Genomic DNA, 18,389 nt, shown 5'->3' on the forward strand with positions numbered 1-18,389 from the left:
AACCAGATAATCCGATGAGATGCTAGTCTGTCTCACTCTCATGCAAAGGTAAGATCAACCATTTAATCCGCTTACCCTTTGATAAGTGCCGTCCACGCCGACGTAGCTGTCAACGTTTTGGAACTCGGCTTTATCGGTGCGGTTGCCTTTTTGGTATTCCTGACGGTAGGTCAGGCGGATGCCGTGGTCGTCGTTGAAGTCGTAGCCGATTTTGGCGAGGTAGCTGTGCTGTTTCAGACGACTGCCGTGGTTGACATTGCCGTTGCCGTCTTTGTAGTCGCGGTTGTTGAGGAAGTTGCCTGCAAACAGGGCATCGAAGCCGTTTTGATAGCCGTAAACCGCCGCGTTGCCGGTTGAGCCTTTATTGCTGCTCAAGCCCGCGCCGAGTTTGAAACCGAAAGGTTTGCCGTCGGTCAGCAGGTCTTTCGCGTCAACCGTCGTCACGCGGATGGTACCGCCGACCGCGCCCAAGCCCGCGCTCGCCGCGCCCGTGCCTTTTTCGACGTTGATGCTTTTCACCAAAGCAGGGTCAAGCTGGAAGCGGCTTTGGTGGTGGAAAATTTTGGTGGATTGGCTGGTGCCGTCCACTTCCAGATTAATTTTGTCCTCGCCGACGCCGCGGATGCTGTAAAACTGCGCCACGCCGTTGCCACCGCCGACATCCATACCGATTTGGTCTTTCATGACTTGTTTCAAATCGGTCGAAGTCTCGCGGTCAAGCTGGTTGCGGGTAACGCGGGTCGGTACGGCGGTACCGGTAACCTTAATTTCATTCAGTTCGGCAGTTTCTGCGGGGTGCGTATTTTCGGCATGGGCGAAGCCTGTTGATAGTGCGAGTGTAATGAGACTAAGGCGGAATACAGGAAAAGAGGTTTTATTCATGATTTTTCCCAAGGAATAAAAAATTGACCGCTTATTCTAATTATTTTAATAATGATTATCAAACTACAAATAAATGTAAAAGAACATATTGGTCTCATTTTGATTTGTAGTTTGAATATTTTTATAAATATCAATCGGTTTATTTATGGTTAAATTTTGTAAAACTATTTTAAGAGAAAATATAGTGAGGCTTACTTTTTTGAAACTGAAGAAAAGGGATGAGTTGAATATTTATCGATGATCAATATTGTGTATAGATGTTTTAAAAGGCCGTCTGAACAGTGCTTTCAGACGGCCTCACTACTTCTTTTTTACAGCAAAGGACTCATCAGGCGGACGGCATTTTCTACGAGGCCGCGGAGTTTGGAGCGTTGTTGCCATGATTTGATGGCAATGTAGCTGCTGTTTTTGAGGTAGTCACGTTGGAGGTTGCAGATTTGTTTGGTGGTGTCGCGATCGTAGATGGCGAGGCTGATTTCGAGGTTGAGGAAGAAGCTGCGCATGTCCATATTGACCGTACCGAAGAGGGAGTAGTCTTCGTCTATGGTCAAGGTTTTGGCATGTAAAAGCCCACCTTCAAACATGGCGATTTTGACACCGGCTTCCAGCAACATAGGGTAGTAGGCGCGTGAGGCGTAGCGTACCATCAGTGAATCGACTTTGGCAGGTAGTATCAGAGTCACTTTGACGCCGCGTTTGGCGGCAACGGTTAAGGCCATGAGAAGCGGCTCGTCGGGAACAAAGTAGGGAGTAGTAATCGTGATTTGTTTGGTGGCGGCATAGATGGCGCTGATGATGGTTTCGTAGATAACGAAGCTGCCTTGCTCGGGGGCGGATGGAATGATTTGGGCAACAATATCGCCTTGCTGCATTTTTTCAGGAAGGATTTGGGGCAGCAGGCTTTGGGCTTGATTAAGGTATATTTGTACGTTTTGGAGGTTTTCATCGGTTTCGACGGCAAGGTCGGCGAAGAAGACGGCTGACAGTTCCAGTACCATAGGCCCTGTGCAACGCATCATGGCATCTATCCATTCTCCGACGCCAGAGTTTTGTTTGAAATAGCGTGGGTCGACAAGGTTGAAGCTGCCGGTGTAACCGATTTTGCTGTCGATAACGAGGATTTTGCGGTGGTTGCGCAGGTCGGTGCGTGTGAATAATGTACGCCAGATGCCGACAGGTAAGGAGGTATGTACTTCAACGCCTGCTTGGCGCAGTTCCTCTACCCAATCGCTTTCAAGAAAGCTCCTGCTGCCGACGGCATCGGCCAGTATGGAGCAGTCTACGCCTCTGGCTTTGGCGGCAAGAATTTCATTTAGAATTTCTTCAATGCGGCCTTTGGGTTCGATAATGTAAAAGGCCAACAGGCAGGAATGGGTTGCGGCGCGTATGTCTGCGAGCATGCTGTCGATGATGGTATCGGTGGTTGAGAGCAGGCTCATGGCGTTGCCTTTGGTTGCACCCAGCCCCGTTCCTTTTTCGGCAACTTTACTGATGCCGTGGTAACGTGATTTGACTTGGTCGGCAATGTCGAGATAGATATCGGCTAGATGGGTGGCGGCAAAGTTGCGGTAGAAGCGGTTCATTTCGCCGGTACGTTTGGCGCGGGCCGTGCCGAGACGAGGCTCGCCGATAAGGATGTAGGCGATGGTTCCGAACACGGGGAAAAGGAAGAGGATAATTAGCCAGGCAAAGGTTGAGCCGATATTTTTTTGTTTGTACAACACGCGCAGCATGCAGACGAGTGCGGCGCAGGTGTGGGCGAAGATGAAAATTTCGGTCCAGGTAATGTCTTTTAAAAAATTCATATTCGGTAGCGGGAGTGGATGTGTTTTTAAGTTTGAAGGTGTCAGCTGATAAGCTTCAGATATTAAGTATATAGAAAAACCGTCTGAAAGCAAATTTACTCGATAATCATATTTTTGCTTTCAGACGGCCTTTGAGTTGCTTTAATTAACGGTGATACTGACGGGATAATTCGTGTACGGTATCGACCAAGATTTTGGCGTGTTCTGGATCGGCGTGTTGGTTGATGCCGTGGCCGAGGTTGAATACATGGCCGCTGCCGTTGCCGTAGTCGGCGAGGATGCGTGCGACCTCGGTGCGGATAGATTCCGGTGTGCCGAAGAGGGCAAACGGGTCGAAGTTGCCTTGCAGGGCAACTTGTTCGCCGACGCGACGGCGTGCTTCGCCGATGTTGTATGTCCAGTCCAAGCCCAATGCATCTGCACCGATTTCTGCCATGCTTTCCAGCCATAAGCCGCCGCCTTTGGCAAATACGATAACAGGCACGCGGCGACCTTCGCTTTCGCGTTTGAGTCCGGCAACGATTTGTCGGATGTATTTCAGGCTAAACTCTTTAAACGCTGCATCGCTCAACACGCCGCCCCAAGTGTCGAAAATTTGTACGGCTTGTGCGCCGGCATCGATTTGGGCGTTGAGATAAGCGGTAACGGCTTGGGCATTGGTGTCGAGGATTTTATGCAGCAAATCAGGACGCGAATACATCATGGTTTTAATGGTGCGGAATTCTTTGCTGCTGCCGCCTTCAACCATGTAGCAGGCGAGTGTGAACGGGCTGCCGGAGAAGCCGATGAGCGGAACTCGGCCGTCCAGTGCTTTACGGATGGAAGTTACGGCATCAAAGACGTATTGCAGTTTTTCCATGTCGGGAACTTGCAGTTTTGCAATGTCGGCTTCGTGTTGCAAGGCGCGTTCAAATTTCGGGCCTTCGCCTTCGGCAAAATACAGGCCCAAACCCATGGCATCGGGAACGGTCAGAATATCGGAAAACAGAATTGCTGCGTCCAGATCAAAACGTTCTAAAGGCTGGATGGTAACTTCGGTTGCCAGCTCGGTGTTTTTGCACAAATCGAGAAAGCTGCCTGCGCGTGCGCGTGTGGCTTTGTATTCAGGCAGATAGCGTCCAGCTTGGCGCATCATCCAGATGGGAGTGTATTCGACAGGTTGTTTGAGCAGGGCGCGGAGGAAAGTGTCGTTTTTCAGAGCAGTCATGATAAATAGGCTTTCTGATTTGGTATGTTGGACAAAGTTCAGACGGCCTTAGATATGTATAGAGGCTGTCTGAAATGATTAAATGGTTGGTTTTGTTGTAGATTTCATATTGTCGCTTAATGCGAAATCAGCACATCAATTTGGTTGAGGAAGGGCTGCCGGATGTTCTTCTTCGGCCACGCTTTCCAAAACTAGATTGCGTTGTTCTTGCGCTTTTTGCGGTTGATCGGTTTCATCAAACACGCGAGCCAAGACCAAATGTGCGGATACGCTGGGTTGCAGGGCGATACTGGCTTCGAGGTAGCCCTGGGCTTTGCCCCAAAGTTTTCGGCCGTAGGCCAGTTGGCCAAGATACATCAACAGCGGTGCATTGTCGGGTTGTTCCTGTAACCAAGAGTCTGCTAAGTCGATGGCTTTTTGTTGCTCGCGCTCGCTTAGGAAACGCACGGATTCGACAAATGCCTCCAAAAGCTCGGGCTGGCGGGTTTGCAGATAATGGGTTTTAACCCATTTGACTGCATCGGCATACAAACCCAAACGCTCGTATTTTTCGGCAATCGCGACGCACAATTCGCCAGACTTCACACTTTCGGGAATCTGTTTCAAACAGGCTTTCAGACGGCCTGCATCGGTTACTTCGCTCAAGAGGCGGCGATATGCCCAGTTTTGATACTGTTCGGCTTCGTAATCGTTGATGGCGCCGGCTTTGACCAGTTTTTCCGCTTTTGCCAAGACATCTGAAGCATCGCCGTGATCAAAGGCATAACGTAATTGCAGACGCACCAAGCGGCTCAAGTTGCCGTTGATTTTTGCTGCGGCTTCAAGGTTTTGTGCGGCAGTCGGATAATCGCGGCGGCTCAGTGCAGATTCGGCCAGCAAAAGATGACGGGAAAGCTGTTGTTTTTGTGGCAGGTGTTCGATTTCGTGTAGGTAGCGGTCGCGCAATTCGAAGTTTTCCATTTGGTCGGCTGCGTGCGCGCCCAACATCAAAGCCAGGGTGCGGTTGTCGCCGGCTTCTTTGTTTTGCAAGACTTTGGCAGCTTCTTGTTCGGCTTTTTCAAAACGACCTTCAAAATATGCCAGACCTGCGCTGTTCAAAGAGGCAGAAGCCTGACGGCCTTTGCGGGCAATGCCGAAGCGTTGCATACGCGCCGGAAGGTTCAAGAGGCCGAACACGAATTTAACCAGGAAATACAAAACGAATACGCTCAATAGCAGGCCTAAAACAAAGGCATGCAGATTGATACGTAGCATGGTTTGCTCAACCACGACATACACGTTACCTGTATAAATGCCGGAAGCCAACGCTAAACCAACGGCGGCGGCAAACAGAATGACAATCCAAACGACGGTTTTCATGCTTGCTCTCCTTTAATTTTGGCAGCAGGCTTGGTTTGGTTTTGTGGTTTGGCAGCTTCGGCGGCCGGTTCTTTTTTGTTTTCAGACGGCAAAGCAGGTGCTTCCAGAGATTGAGGTGCAGAAGCGGCAGTGGGTGCAGCAGTTGTGGCTTGTTCGGTAGCTGCAGCCGGAGCGGAAGCGGTTTTCTCGGTAGCTTGGGTTTGTGCAGCTTCTTCGGTCGTCATTTGTGTACGCGAACCTTCTTGATAAGCGCGAACGGCGCTCAAGCTGGCTTTCAAGCTGTCGTCTGAGATCATGCGGACATCAAGGGCTTTGAGTTCGGCCAACTCTTTCAACCATGACTGGGTAGCAGGGGATTTGCTGTCGAAGTATTGTTTTACAGTTGCTTCAACGTTGTTCAAATCGCTTTGATACACTTCGCCGTTGTGTTGCAACAGGGCAATGCGCGCATCCAAAAGGCGCAGGCGCAGGTTTTCACGGATGAAGTAGGTTTGATCGGGTGAAATCAACATGGCGTCGTTGCTGTCCAGATGACGGACTTCAACCAAGCCTTTGAGGGCATTGAGGGATTTTTCCCATGTGTTTTCCCACCAAGTTCCTGAATTGGCGGCTTCGACAGGCGCGGCACCTGGTTTCAATACGCCGTCCAAAACCAAAGGCAGGCCTGAAATACCGGTTTCCAAACGGTCGATACGCAAGGCAGTGGCGGAAATATCGACATAAGGACGGTTTTTCAGCGCGGCCAAATCATTGCTGATGGCTTGCTTGATGGGGATAAGCTCAGGCTGTTCAAAACGGCTTAAGCGGCTGTCGATGTGTTCCAATACGCTGACCGCGCCTTGAAGGTTGCCTGACAGCATCAATTGTTGCGAAGCAGTGTTCAACATGGATTCGGCTTCGTCGACCAACCAGTTGATACGACCTTTGAGTAACTCTTGATAAGCTTTCTGCGTTTGCAGGATTTGATCGCTATTGTTTTTTTGACCGTTGTTCAGGCGGTCTAACTCGGCCTGAATAGCGGTTTGGCGGTTGAGGTTGTCTTTTAAAAGGCTGGCGTTTTCAGATTCGCCCAATGCGGCTTTGTCGATTTTTTGGTTGAATTCGAGCTCTTGGTTTTTTAAAACATTTTGACCCTGTACAAACAGGAATCCGCTCGCGCCCAAGCTAAGCAGTGCCAAGACGGTTGCACCTGCAGCCAAGGCTTTGCCGCCAGATTGTTTGATGATAACAGGGGCGTTGTTTTGTGGGAGATTGTTGGACTCGGTCATGCTCGCCTCCACTCGCTGAGGTTGGGTAGGTTTGATTTGTTCAGAAGGCCTGGTGTTTTCAGAACGTTCAGGCGCCGGAGCTGCCGTATTGGCAACTTGTTGGGTATCTTTATTGTCTTCGACTGGGTTCACTGCTTGGCTCCTTTGTGGCATGGATAAAAGTGCAGCGGATAAAGAAGTGACGGTTTCTACATGTTTGGCGCCGACGATGCGAAGCGCATCGGCAATACGCGGATGGTGGGTGAAGTATAGCAAGGATTCGAAGAATCGGGAAAATTGCGGCGGAATCTGATGGAAAAATTCGCGCGCGAGCTCGCCGGATGTGACGTAGGCGGCGGCGATGTCTTCGGTTTTAAAGTTCTGCCAATCGATGGCGTGTGGCCGTCTGAAATAGATTTCGGCGATGTCGATTTGGAAACCCAGTTCGGTCAGTTTATCTGCTAAAAAATCACGGCCTCCATGGCCTCGAATGATTAGAACTCGGGCGTTGGGTGGCAGGTTTTTCCAAATAGGCATTCTCAAGACGGCTTCGCTGTCGTTGCCGTCTTCGGGAGAGAATACGGGATAGGGGGAGAATTGCGCCAAAGTATGTTGGCTGGTTTGGCCGACGGTAATGTGTGCTTTAGGGCCGTCTGAAAAGTTCAGATGCGGCGCTGCGGTTTCAATAGCGGTGGGGCTGACCCAAAACACGACATCGGCTTGCTTAAATTGTTCGGGAAGTTTGTTTAGTGCCGAACGGTCTGCCTCTATTTCGATCGGACTCAATACTTGAGCCTGCCAACCAGCTGCATGGCAGGTTTGGATATCTTGCTGTGGACGGTTGGACGGACGGATGATGAGTAGAGTAGGCATAATGTGGGATAAATTATTAAGGTTTAGGCCGTCTGAAAGAAGGGTTTCAGACGGCCTGCTGCCGGGGATACGTTATTGATCGACGAATGCGCGCTCAATCAGGTAGTCGCCGCGGACACCGGTTTTCGGAGAAACGGTCAGGCCGAATTCGTCCAAGACGTTGCAGGTGTCTTTCAACATAGCAGGGCTGCCGCACAACATGGCGCGGTCGTCTTGCGGATTGATTTTAGGCAGGCCGATGTCTTCGAAGAGTTTGCCGCTGCGCATTAAATCGGTCAGACGGCCATGGTGTACATAGTCTTCGCGTGAAACAATCGGATAGTAAATCAATTTTTCTTTAACCAAGTCGCCCAGGTATTCGTGTTCGGGTAATTCTTTGGTAAAGCGGTCGTAGTATGCCAAGTCTTTTTTGTAGCGTACGCCGTGAACCAAGATGATTTTTTCGAATTGCTCGTAAATTTCAGGGTCTTTGGTAATGCTCAAGAAAGGTGCGATGCCGGTACCGGTGCTCAAGAGGTAGAGGTGTTTGCCCGGATTCAGGTCGCCGGCAACCAATGTACCGGTCGGTTTTTTACTGATGAGGACATCATCACCGACTTTAAGGTGTTGCAGGCGGCTGGTCAATGGGCCGTCTTGTACTTTAATGCTGAAAAATTCCAGATGCTCTTCCCAGTTGGCAGAAGCCACGCTGTATGCGCGCATCAGCGGTTTGCCGTCAACCATCAGGCCGACCATGACGAACTGGCCGTTTTCAAAGCGCAAAGATTCGTCACGGGTGCAGGTGAAAGTGAAGTAAGCGTCGGTCCAGTGGTGTACGGACAAGACTTTCTGGGTGTTGAATGCTGCCATTGATATTTCCTGTCGGATAAGGCCGTCTGAAAAGGATAGGTCGGGGCGGCCAAGGTTAATAAAAAGAATGGAATATGCTGTTCAGCTACTTACTTGCCGGTTTGGCTGATTTTTCGCTGAGGCTGTGCAGGTCGGAATAGCGTCCGCCTGCGTTGATCAATTCATGATGAGTGCCTTGTTCGACTACATTGCCTTCATGCATCACAACGATGTTGTCGGCTTTTTCGATGGTCGAAAGTCGGTGGGCAATCACTAATGTGGTACGGTTTTGCATCAGGTTTTCCAATGCGGTTTGTACCAAACGTTCGGATTCATTATCCAATGCACTGGTGGCTTCGTCCAAAATCAAAATCGGTGCATTTTTCAAAAGCGCACGCGCAATGGCGAGGCGTTGACGTTGGCCGCCAGACAGTTTTAAACCGTTTTCGCCAACTTCAGTGTGCAGGCTTTGCGGCATTTTTTGGATAAATTCCCAAGCATTGGCGGCTTTTGCAGCATTGATAATTTCTTCTTCGCTGAAGTTACCGGCTTGAGCATAGGCAATGTTTTCAGCAATCGTACCATTAAACAGGACAACGTTCTGGCCGACGAAAGCCATGCGGCTGCGTAGGCTTTCGAGTGTATATTCATTGATGTTGATGCCGCTAATCAAAACCTTACCTTCATCCGGATTAAGGAAGCGCGGCAACATATTGGCCAAGGTGGTTTTGCCGCAGCCTGATGCGCCGACCAATGCGGTCACTTTGCCTTGCGGTACAAGCAGGTTGATGTGGTTCAAGCTGTTGCGTTCGGCTTCAGGATAGCGGTGTACAACGTCGCAAAATTCGATATCGCCAGGGTTTGGGCTGAGGATTTGTTTGCCTTCGTTGCTCTCTTCGGGTTGATCCAAAAAGGTGAAGACACTTTCAGCCGCCGCCAAACCGCGTTGAAGGGATTGCATCACGCCGGTCATGCGTTTGATGGGATCAAACATCATGATCATACTGGACAAAAACGACATAAAATCGCCTGCGCTGAAGCCGGAAAGCCCTGCTTGGCGTGCGGCTGCGTAAATAATCGCAGCCAGAGCAACCGAGGCCATTAATTGCGTAATGCCGGTACCGGCAGAGCTGGCGGAAACCTGTTTGAGCAGGTTGCGGCGAACATCATTGGCAATACGGTCGAAGCGGCGGTTTTCATAATCTTGACCGCCGTAGATTTTTACAACGCGTTCACCATTAATGCTTTCGCCCAAGACCTGCATCAGCTGGCCAAGATAAATTTGGTTGTTGGCAGACAGTTTGCGCAGGCGTTTGCTGACTGTTTGGATACATACAGCAACAACCGGCAAGATGATAAAAGTAATCAGGGTCAAACGCCAGTTCAGATAAGTCAGCAAGCCCAATAGGCCGACTACGCTCACGCCGTCTTTAGCAATCACGGTAATGACGTTAAACCCTGCATCGGTAATTTGATTGACGTCGTTCAAGATACGAGACATCAAACGGCCGCCGGTATTGCTGCTGAAATACGAAGTCGGCAGGTGCATCATTTTGTTGAACATTTCACCGCGCAAGCGCTGCACCAAGTGGCTGGACAGATACGTCGTGCAATATTCGTTGATGAAGTTAAACAGGCCGCGAACGAAAAACAGCGCCACAATTGCCAGCGGCAACCATGACATGCTTTTCATGTTTTTATCGACAAAACCTTCATTGATCAAAGGTTTGAGCAAGTAACCGAAAGCCGGCATCGTACCGGCGACAATCAGCATGGCCACTACGGAGACGATAAACATCTTCCAATAGCTTTTCAAATATCCAAGCAAGCGCTTGTATAGCTCCCAGTTGGATGTGGCTTGTGTTGTCTGCATATCAATCCAAATTTAGAGCAAACATGCAATTCTAAACGAAAATATCTGTCATTACAATGTTTGCAATTGAAAGTCAAAAGGAGTTGGTATTGTTTTAACACCTTGATTTTATATTAGGAACGACTGCGGCGTGGTGGGTTTGGCAATAATGTTACCCACTTCTCAAATATCGGTTGCGGCCGTCTGAAACTTTTTCAGACGGCCTGTGCAGTCGTCAAGGACGGCCGGTTAAGCCAGGGCTTCCTTAATGATGTCTTTCACTGCTGTTGCATTATTAGGGACAACACGGACACGTTGCGGCAGGTTTTCCAAGCCTTCCAATGCGGCCGGACGAGGGATGGAAACTTCGCCGACAGCCTCATGGATGGTGGCTTCAAATTTGGCGGCCAGTGCGGTTTCGAGGCAGACGATGGTTTCGCCGGCTTCGCGGACTTCACGCGCTACTTTGACACCATCAGCTGTATGCGGATCAATCAATTCACGGTCTTGCTCGTAAACCTGTTTGATGGTGGCAAGGCGGTTGGCATGGGTCGATTTGCCGGAAACAAAGCCATATTGTTGATGTACTTTGTTTAAGACAAATTCCAAATTGAAACCTTTGCCGGAACCTACTTCCGCCCATAAGGTTTTGATTTCGTCTGCATCGCGGTCCATCAGGTCAAACACAAAACGCTCGAAGTTGGAGGCTTTGGAAATATCCATAGACGGGCTGGAAGTAACGTGGGTGTGTTCGCTGTTGCGCGGGCGGTATGCACCGGTTTTGAAAAATTCGTCCAATACGTCGTTTTCGTTAGTGGCGACAATCAAGCGGTGGATGGGTAGGCCCATTTGACGGGCGATATGACCGGCGCAGACATTACCGAAGTTGCCGCTTGGTACGCAGAAGCTGACTTTTTCGTCATTGCTCGAAGTGGCGTTGAAATAACCGGCAAAGTAGTACACGACTTGGGCGACAATGCGGCCCCAGTTGATGGAGTTGACTGTGCCGATGTGGTATTTGGCTTTGAATTCGGCATCGTTTTGTACGGCTTTGACGATGTCTTGGCAGTCGTCAAACATACCTTCAACGGCGATATTGTGGATGTTGGCATCTTGCAAGCTGAACATTTGCGCGCGTTGGAATGCGCTCATTTTGCCTTCCGGAGACAGCATGAAGACATTGATGCCTTTTTTACCGCGCAGGGCATATTCGGCGGCAGAGCCGGTGTCGCCACTGGTGGCGCCTAAGATATTGAGTTCTTTGCCTTCTTTGTTCAATACATATTCAAACGCATTGCCCAAGAATTGCATGGCCATGTCTTTGAATGCCAAAGTCGGGCCGTTGGAGAGGGCTTGGATTTTGATGCCGTCTGAAAGTGTGCGCACCGGAGTGATGGCTTTGGTACCGAATACTTCTTCGGTGTAGGTACGGTTGATGATGTCGCGTAAATCATCAGCAGGGATGTCGGTAGCAAACAGGCTCATAACTTCAAACGCCAGCTCAGGATAGCTGAGTGTGCGCCATTGGTCTAAAGTAGCACGGTCGATTTGAGGGTATTGCTCAGGCAGCATCAAACCGCCGTCAGGAGCCAAACCCATCAATAAAACTTCGCTGAATTGCTTGCGTGCGGTCGCACCGCGGGTGCTGATGTATTTCATGGTTTCTTCTCTATGTATTTAAAATTCAAATAGAAAGTCAAAACGAATTCAGACGGCCTCGATATTAAAAAAGGCCGTCTGAACGATTATTTGTAGAGTCGTTTGAAGCAGGCGGTAACCGTTTTCGCAGTAACGGACGCAATGGCCTGATCGCGGGTTGCCGGGCTCAAGACTTGCATCATTTCGGTTGCAGTCAATTGGTTTGGTGCTTCTTCGCTGGCGCAGCCGCAGATTTTATTTTCCCATTCGGCTTGTTTTTCCGCACTCATGGCCAAAGCAATGACACGCCATTCGTTACGTTTGTTCAATTCGGTACGGCATTGGCTGTCTACCGCCATTTTCACTACGCTGCTGCCGATACCTGTACCGCTGCCCAAGCCGCCGAAAGATTCGCCGCCGGTAGCGCATGCACCCAATAAGAAAGCTGATGTAACAGCTGCCAAAAGAGTTTTTGAAGTCATGATGTTTCCTGTTAGCAAGGCCGTCTGAAACGCCCGAAGAGTTCTCAAAATAGCATGTATTATACCGTAATGCGGCCCGATATGTGAGTTTGCGAAACTGCCGTATAATGCTAGCGAGTTTTCTTTTTAATCAATCAGCACGAAAGCCGCTATGTCCGACCTTTTCGCCCGCCAACCCGAAGCCCCTTTAGCCGAACGCTTGCGCCCGCATTCTTTAGATGATGTCATCGGGCAGCAGCACTTAATCGGCGAAGGTAAACCTTTGCGCGTGGCGGTGGAAGGCGGGAAGCCGCATTCTATGTTGCTATGGGGGCCGCCGGGTGTAGGCAAAACCACGCTGGCACGGATTTTGGCGCAGAGTTTCAATGCCCAGTTTCTGCCGGTTTCCGCCGTATTTTCCGGCGTGAAAGACATACGCGAGGCAATCGAGAAAGCTGAAATTGCCTTGCAGCAAGGGCGCGCGACAATTTTGTTTGTTGACGAGGTACACCGCTTCAACAAAGCGCAGCAGGACGCATTTTTGCCTTATGTCGAAAGCGGCTTATTAACCTTTATCGGTGCCACCACGGAAAATCCGTCATTTGAAGTCAATCCGGCTTTACTTAGCAGAGCGCAGGTGTATGTCTTGCAATCCTTGTCTTCAGACGACCTGAAGAAGCTGATTACCAAAGTATTGGCTTTGCCTGAATACCAAGATTTCACGATTGAAGCAGATGCGCAAGAATTGCTTGTGAATACCGCCGATGGCGATGCGCGCAGATTGTTGAACTTGATTGAGCAGCTTTTACGCGCTGCTAATACACGCCGTCTGAAAACCCTGACCGCCGAATTTCTTGCCGACAGTTTGGGTGCGCAAATCCGTCGTTTTGATAAGGGTGGCGAGAGTTTCTACAATCAGATTTCCGCGCTGCACAAATCCGTGCGCGGTTCGCATCCTAATGCGGCATTGTATTGGTTCTGCCGTATGCTCGACGGCGGTACCGACCCGCGCTATCTTGCCCGCCGCATTGTCCGCATGGCATGGGAAGACATCGGCTTGGCCGATCCGCGTGCCTTAACGATTGCCAATGATGCCGCCGCTACTTATGAGCGCTTAGGTTCGCCAGAAGGGGAGCTTGCTTTGGCTCAGGCCGTGCTGTACCTTGCCGCCGCCGCCAAATCCAATGCAGGCTATAAGGCATACAACCAAATGCGCCGTTTCGTCAAAGAAAATGCCAGCGACGAAGTACCTGTCCACCTGCGCAATGCCCCGACCAAACTGATGAAAGAATTGGGTTATGGACGCGAATATCGCTACGCCCATGACGAACCAAATGCCTACGCCGCCGGCGAAAGCTATATGCCCGACGGCTTGGATGAACCCGATTTCTATCAACCTGTCCCTCGTGGATTGGAAATCAAAATTGGCGAAAAGCTAAAATGGTTGAAATCCTTGGATGAAGATGCGCTGGATGATTAAAACAATAAATGTACATCATACAAATCTAAGATCAAATTGAATTTTTCAGACGGCCTTTGCTGTTTGAATATTTTTAACCTATACCATACACAAACTTTTTCATGAATATTTTTGAAGCCTTACTATTATTGTGCCTGCTGATTGTCATTAGCGCGTTTGTATCCTGTTCCGAACTCGCGCTTGCTTCGGCACGCAAAATCAAATTGCAGGTCATGGCGAAAGACGGCGGCGATACGCGTGCGCTTGACGTCATCAATATGCAGCAGCAGCCGGGCAGTTTTATTACCGTTGTCCAAATCGGTTTGAACGCCGTCGCCATTCTTGCCGGTATTGTCGGCGAGGCAGCAATACGTCCGTATTTTGGCAAACTTTTGGAGAACGCAGGCAGTTGGGGCAGCACAGTTGCCTCTTTGCTGACATTCTCGCTGGTTACAGGCAGCTTTATTTTAATTGCTGACCTGATGCCCAAGCGTATGGCAATGACCCATCCCGAAGCGGTGGCGGTACGCATTGTCCGTCCAATGATGTTTTTGATTTTTATCTTAAAGCCCCTTGTCTGGGTTTTTGACGGATTGGCAAACGCAATATTCAAACTCTTCAAAATCTCAACCGTCCGTCAGGAGCAGCTTACCTCGGAAGATATTTATGCCGTCGTTGATGCCGGCGCGCAGGCTGGTGTATTGAAAGAACAAGAACACTATCTGATTGAAAACATTTTCGATATGCAGGAGCGCACGGTCACTTCCACCATGAGCACGCGCGAATATATCGCCTATTTCGATAAACACGACGACAGCGATACCGTGTTGGAAATGATGTCGGACAAACCGCACAACAAATTCCTCGTATGTGACGGCGACTTGGAACGCGTCATCGGCTATATCGAATCTCATACGCTGCTGACCTTGTTTTTAAAAGAAAAAGACGTCCGCCTGACCGACAAGCGCGTGTTGCGTAAAGCCTTGTTTATCCCCGACACATTGTCGCTTTATGATGTATTGGAGACCTTCAAAACTTCCGGCGAAGACTTCGCCGTAGTGGTGAACGAATACGCGCTGGTGGTTGGCGTGGTAACGCTGAAAGATGTGATGAGCATTGTGATGGGCGAGCTGGTCAATACCGAAGAAGAGCCGCAAATTATCCGCCGTACCGAAGATACATGGTTGGTAGATGGTGCTACGCCGCTTACCGATGTCATGCGCGCACTGGATATTGAAGAGTTTCCCAATTCGGAAAACTACGAAACCATCGCCGGCTTTATGATGTATTCCTTGCGCAAAATCCCGAAGCGCACCGATTTTTTGGTTTATGCCGGTTATAAGTTTGAAATCATCGATACCGAAAATTTGAAAATCGACCAACTTTTGGTTTCCAAACAAGGAAATATGGTGGGGAAAATGTAACGGGTTGCTGGGAACACTTGAAAAGAAAATTAAAAAATGAATAAAAAGGAAAAAATATTATGACGACAACTGAACCTCAAAAATACGCCCGCAGCCTGCACGCGCCCATCAGCCTCGGCACGACTTCAGACGACCGCTTTATGCCGCGCGGCTTTCTTTCATATTTTGCCTCGCTGCCGAAATTGGTTTTAACCGAAAAATTAGATGGGCAAAACAACTGCTTTGCCGCGCACGGCCTCTATGCCCGTAGTCATGCTGCACCTACCCAGCATCCGTGGGATAAACCTTTGCTGCAACGATGGCAGCAAATCAAAGATGATTTGGGCGATCTCGAACTTTTTGGCGAGAATATGTACGGCATTCATTCGATTGCCTATTCTCAACTGGAAAGCTATTTTTATCTATTCGCCGTCCGCCGTGGCGGACATTGGCTTTCATGGGAAGAGGTTAAATTTTATGCGCAGCTGTTTGATTTTCCGACTGTGCCAGAAATCCCAATTGTCCAGCCGCTTGCAGATTCCACTCAAAAATACGCCAATGAAGATATTGCTTTAGCGCAATGGCTTGCCGCTAATTTGGGAGAGCCGTGGACAGACAGCGTACAAACTGCCGGTAAGCTTGGCGGCTACGATCCGAAAACAGGAGCGGCATGCAGTGAAGGTTTCGTTATCCGGAACGCCGCTGATTTTGCCACCAACAACGGCAACCTGCCTGTTCAATTCAATGAATTTGATAATCTTTTCAAATTGGTGCGAGCCAAACACGTTAAAACCGACGTTCATTGGACGAAAACTTGGAAGCCTGCCCGTCTTATCGATTACGACAAATACCATTGGCAAAGCTGGCAGTTTCAGACGGCCTGAAGTCCAATTATCCAATAATAAGAAAGACAATTATGTGGACATTCCCAGATTACATACCCGGTCAACTTCCTGATTGGCAAGCCTTAGAACGTCGTTTCAGCTGGTTTGCCGATATGAAGGATGTTCTGCAAGACCCTGAGTGGCATGCTGAAGGCGATGTATTTACGCATACCAAAATGGTGTGCGAAGCCCTTTTACAACTGCCCGAGTTTCAAGCGCTTGATGAACAGGAGCAACATATTCTGTTTGCTGCCGCCATACTGCATGATGTGGAAAAACGCAGTACGACCAAGCGTGAAATAGAAAACGGTAAAGAGCGTATCGTTTCGCCGCATCACGCAAAAAAAGGCGAGCATACTGCCCGTACTTTACTGTATACCGAATTTGCCGCTCCATTTGCCGTAAGAGAAGCAATCGCCAAACTTGTGCGCTTGCACGGATTGCCTTTATGGGCAATTAACAAGCCTAATCCTGATCGAGCTGTCATAGCGGCCAGTTTGCAGGTTAACACTGCACATCTTGCCATGCTGGCTAAAGCCGATGTCCTGGGTCGTATATGTTGCGACCAACAGGATATTTTGCTGCGCGTTGATTTGTTTCGTGAACTCTGTGAAGAAAATGCTTGTTGGGGTAAGGCACGTACGTTCGCCAGCGATTACGGACGCTATCTCTATCTTAACGGCCGTAGCGAAATGCCGGATTATCAGCCATTTGATGATCAGACCTTTGAGGTGTACGCCATGTGCGCCATAGCAGGTAGCGGCAAAGACAGCTACATCAGGCAACATCTTGCCCATTTACCTATGCTGTCGCTCGATGAGATTCGCCGTGAGCGTAAACTCAATCCCGCAGATTCCAAACATACCGCCGAAGCAGTGCGTTTGGGTAAAGAGCAGGCAAAAGAATACCTGCGAGCCCGTACGTCATTTGTCTTCAATGCGACCAATCTCAACCGCGACTTGCGCAGTAAATGGCTGCCGATGTTTGCCGATTACGGCGCACGTGTGCATCTCATTTATTTGGAAGTGCCTTACACGCAATTACTATCGCAAAACCGTAACCGCGAACATTCTGTTCCGAATGATGTGTTGCACCGCATGATAGAAAAGCTGGAAATCCCTGATTACAGTGAAGCGCATACGGTAGATTTTGTGGTCTCTTCTTAAAAAGTAAAGGGTTTTTGTAAGTAGGCCGTCTGAAACAATCTAATGTTTCAGACGGCCTTTTTATGAAATTAAAATTACTAGAGCTAAGGGGAAGGTCTTTATTCGCAATTTAAGCCTTTTGTTTTTTCAGCGAATGTATCCATGGCAATTTGGCACATGCGTTCACGTTGGCCTACGTCGGCAGCAGGCAGGATTTGGCGCAGGTATTTTGTGTTGTCACGTTGGAACGATGCTTTATCGCCTGCTTTTTGGTAACACGCATCCGCACGGGTAAAGTATTGCTGGCAGATTTTCGGCAATTCTTCAAAGGACAAGGGTTTGCTTTTGTGCATGCCGTGTGCGGAGACGGAGAGGGAGGAAAGGGCGCACAGCGCGATGATTAAGGTTTGGGAAATGGTTTTCATGGTAAGCCTATTTATTGAAGTGGTGTTTAAATCAATTGTTCGCCCCAATGCAGCTTTTGGCGCAGGGTTTTGAAGTATTGGTAATCGGTGGGATGGAGGACGCGCAAGGGATTGTGATAGCGGCGAATGATGATGCGGTCGAAGTTTTGCACGTCGATATGGGATTGTCCGTCAAAATGTGCGCGTGCGTCGCCGCTTTTGGTAATGAGGATTTCGATTACGCTGGTGTCGGAGATGGCAATCGGGCGGTTGGTCATGGATTGCGGACAGATAGGCACAAGCGTGAAGGCGTGCAGACCGGCTTGCATGATGGGGCCGCCGGCGGCAAGTGCATAAGCGGTCGAACCTGTCGGCGTGGAAATAATCAGGCCGTCCGAACGTTGGGTATAGACAAATTCTTGATTGATAAATACTTCAAATTCAATCATTTGGCCTGCACCGCCACGAGACAGTACGGTGTCGTTGAGGGCTAGGGCGCGTTCGATGGTTTCGCCGTCACGAATGATACTGGCTTCAATGAGGATGCGCTCTTCGGGCAGATATTTGCCTTCCAGTACGGGGCGGATACCCTCAACCATGGTGTCGCGTGAGATTTGGGTGAGAAAGCCTAAGTGGCCTTGATTGATGCCGATGATAGGAACGGCGCGCGGAGCAACTTCGCGGGCAGCGGAGAGGAAGGTACCGTCGCCGCCGAGCACAATGACGAGGTCGCAATATTTGCCCAGTTGGGCTTTGTTTACGGTTTCGCAGTAGGCGGAATCTTGGATATAGACGCAGTGTTCTTCTACGCTCAATTCATCCAGATAGATGGTGAAGCCGTTTTCGCGCAGAAAAGAAACCAATGTGTGGACGGTATCTTGAATTTCGGGCGTATTGGGACGTGTAACGATACCGATGTTTTTAAATGGGCTTTTCATGATA

The 18,389-nt window shown here is 49.4% G+C and carries 14 protein-coding genes and 2 pseudogenes; 4 read left to right on the plus strand and 12 right to left on the minus strand.

What is annotated here, in order from left to right:
• Positions 1-60 precede the first annotated feature (60 nt).
• The 10 genes and pseudogenes from ACTHTG_RS05935 to ACTHTG_RS05980 all read right to left on the minus strand — a co-directional run.
• Positions 61-882 (minus strand): annotated as a pseudogene (locus ACTHTG_RS05935) (TonB-dependent receptor plug domain-containing protein); the annotation flags it as partial.
• Positions 883-1,193: 311 nt separating this feature from the next.
• Positions 1,194-2,687 (minus strand): cardiolipin synthase, encoded by a 1,494-nt coding sequence (gene cls / locus ACTHTG_RS05940; protein ID WP_440360594.1) that lies wholly within the window; start codon positions 2,685-2,687, stop codon positions 1,194-1,196.
• Positions 2,688-2,832: 145 nt separating this feature from the next.
• Positions 2,833-3,894, minus strand: coding sequence for a uroporphyrinogen decarboxylase (gene hemE / locus ACTHTG_RS05945; RefSeq protein WP_070504695.1), 1,062 nt, complete (start codon positions 3,892-3,894; stop codon positions 2,833-2,835).
• A gap of 135 nt (positions 3,895-4,029) precedes the next feature.
• A complete protein-coding gene (locus ACTHTG_RS05950; RefSeq protein ID WP_070504692.1) occupies positions 4,030-5,253 on the minus strand; it encodes a heme biosynthesis protein HemY in 1,224 nt (407 codons plus the stop codon).
• Complete coding sequence (locus ACTHTG_RS05955; protein WP_224783372.1) at positions 5,250-6,521, minus strand: uroporphyrinogen-III C-methyltransferase; 1,272 nt, start codon at positions 6,519-6,521, stop codon at positions 5,250-5,252. Before ACTHTG_RS05955 ends, ACTHTG_RS05950 begins: the two co-directional genes overlap by 4 nt.
• Positions 6,522-6,734: 213 nt before the next feature.
• Positions 6,735-7,373, minus strand: a pseudogene (locus ACTHTG_RS05960) (uroporphyrinogen-III synthase); the annotation flags it as partial.
• 72 nt (positions 7,374-7,445) lie between these two features.
• Positions 7,446-8,222 (minus strand): ferredoxin--NADP reductase, encoded by a 777-nt coding sequence (locus tag ACTHTG_RS05965; RefSeq protein WP_003746329.1) that lies wholly within the window; start codon positions 8,220-8,222, stop codon positions 7,446-7,448.
• A gap of 85 nt (positions 8,223-8,307) precedes the next feature.
• Positions 8,308-10,074, minus strand: coding sequence for a lipid A export permease/ATP-binding protein MsbA (gene msbA / locus ACTHTG_RS05970; RefSeq protein WP_004519977.1), 1,767 nt, complete (start codon positions 10,072-10,074; stop codon positions 8,308-8,310).
• A 228-nt stretch (positions 10,075-10,302) separates the two neighbouring features.
• A complete protein-coding gene (gene thrC, locus ACTHTG_RS05975) occupies positions 10,303-11,712 on the minus strand; it encodes a threonine synthase (protein WP_004519976.1) in 1,410 nt (469 codons plus the stop codon).
• 86 nt (positions 11,713-11,798) lie between these two features.
• On the minus strand, positions 11,799-12,173 hold the full coding sequence (locus ACTHTG_RS05980) for a hypothetical protein (protein WP_004519975.1): 375 nt from the start codon (positions 12,171-12,173) through the stop codon (positions 11,799-11,801).
• Positions 12,174-12,324: 151 nt separating this feature from the next.
• Here ACTHTG_RS05980 and ACTHTG_RS05985 point away from each other — a divergent pair, with 151 nt between their 5' ends.
• From ACTHTG_RS05985 to ACTHTG_RS06000, 4 genes are all read left to right on the plus strand, one after another.
• Entirely contained in the window at positions 12,325-13,632 is a 1,308-nt protein-coding gene (locus ACTHTG_RS05985) for a replication-associated recombination protein A (protein WP_049336804.1), read from the plus strand.
• Positions 13,633-13,733: 101 nt separating this feature from the next.
• A complete protein-coding gene (locus ACTHTG_RS05990; RefSeq protein ID WP_003679774.1) occupies positions 13,734-15,035 on the plus strand; it encodes a hemolysin family protein in 1,302 nt (433 codons plus the stop codon).
• 59 nt (positions 15,036-15,094) lie between these two features.
• Positions 15,095-15,898 carry an RNA ligase family protein gene (locus ACTHTG_RS05995; protein ID WP_004519970.1) on the plus strand — a complete coding sequence of 268 codons (804 nt, stop codon included), beginning with the start codon at positions 15,095-15,097 and terminating at the stop codon, positions 15,896-15,898.
• A gap of 32 nt (positions 15,899-15,930) precedes the next feature.
• A complete protein-coding gene (locus ACTHTG_RS06000) occupies positions 15,931-17,064 on the plus strand; it encodes an AAA family ATPase (protein ID WP_004519969.1) in 1,134 nt (377 codons plus the stop codon).
• 98 nt (positions 17,065-17,162) lie between these two features.
• Here ACTHTG_RS06000 and ACTHTG_RS06005 read toward each other — a convergent pair whose 3' ends face one another.
• Complete coding sequence (locus tag ACTHTG_RS06005; RefSeq protein ID WP_003746349.1) at positions 17,163-17,468, minus strand: hypothetical protein; 306 nt, start codon at positions 17,466-17,468, stop codon at positions 17,163-17,165.
• A 26-nt stretch (positions 17,469-17,494) separates the two neighbouring features.
• Positions 17,495-18,385, minus strand: coding sequence for an NAD(+) kinase (locus ACTHTG_RS06010; protein WP_036491160.1), 891 nt, complete (start codon positions 18,383-18,385; stop codon positions 17,495-17,497).
• Between the last annotated feature and the right edge of the window lie 4 nt (positions 18,386-18,389).

The sequence above is a fragment of the Neisseria sp. P0017.S009 genome, assembly GCF_051957375.1.
In the GTDB taxonomy this organism is placed as follows: domain Bacteria; phylum Pseudomonadota; class Gammaproteobacteria; order Burkholderiales; family Neisseriaceae; genus Neisseria; species Neisseria perflava.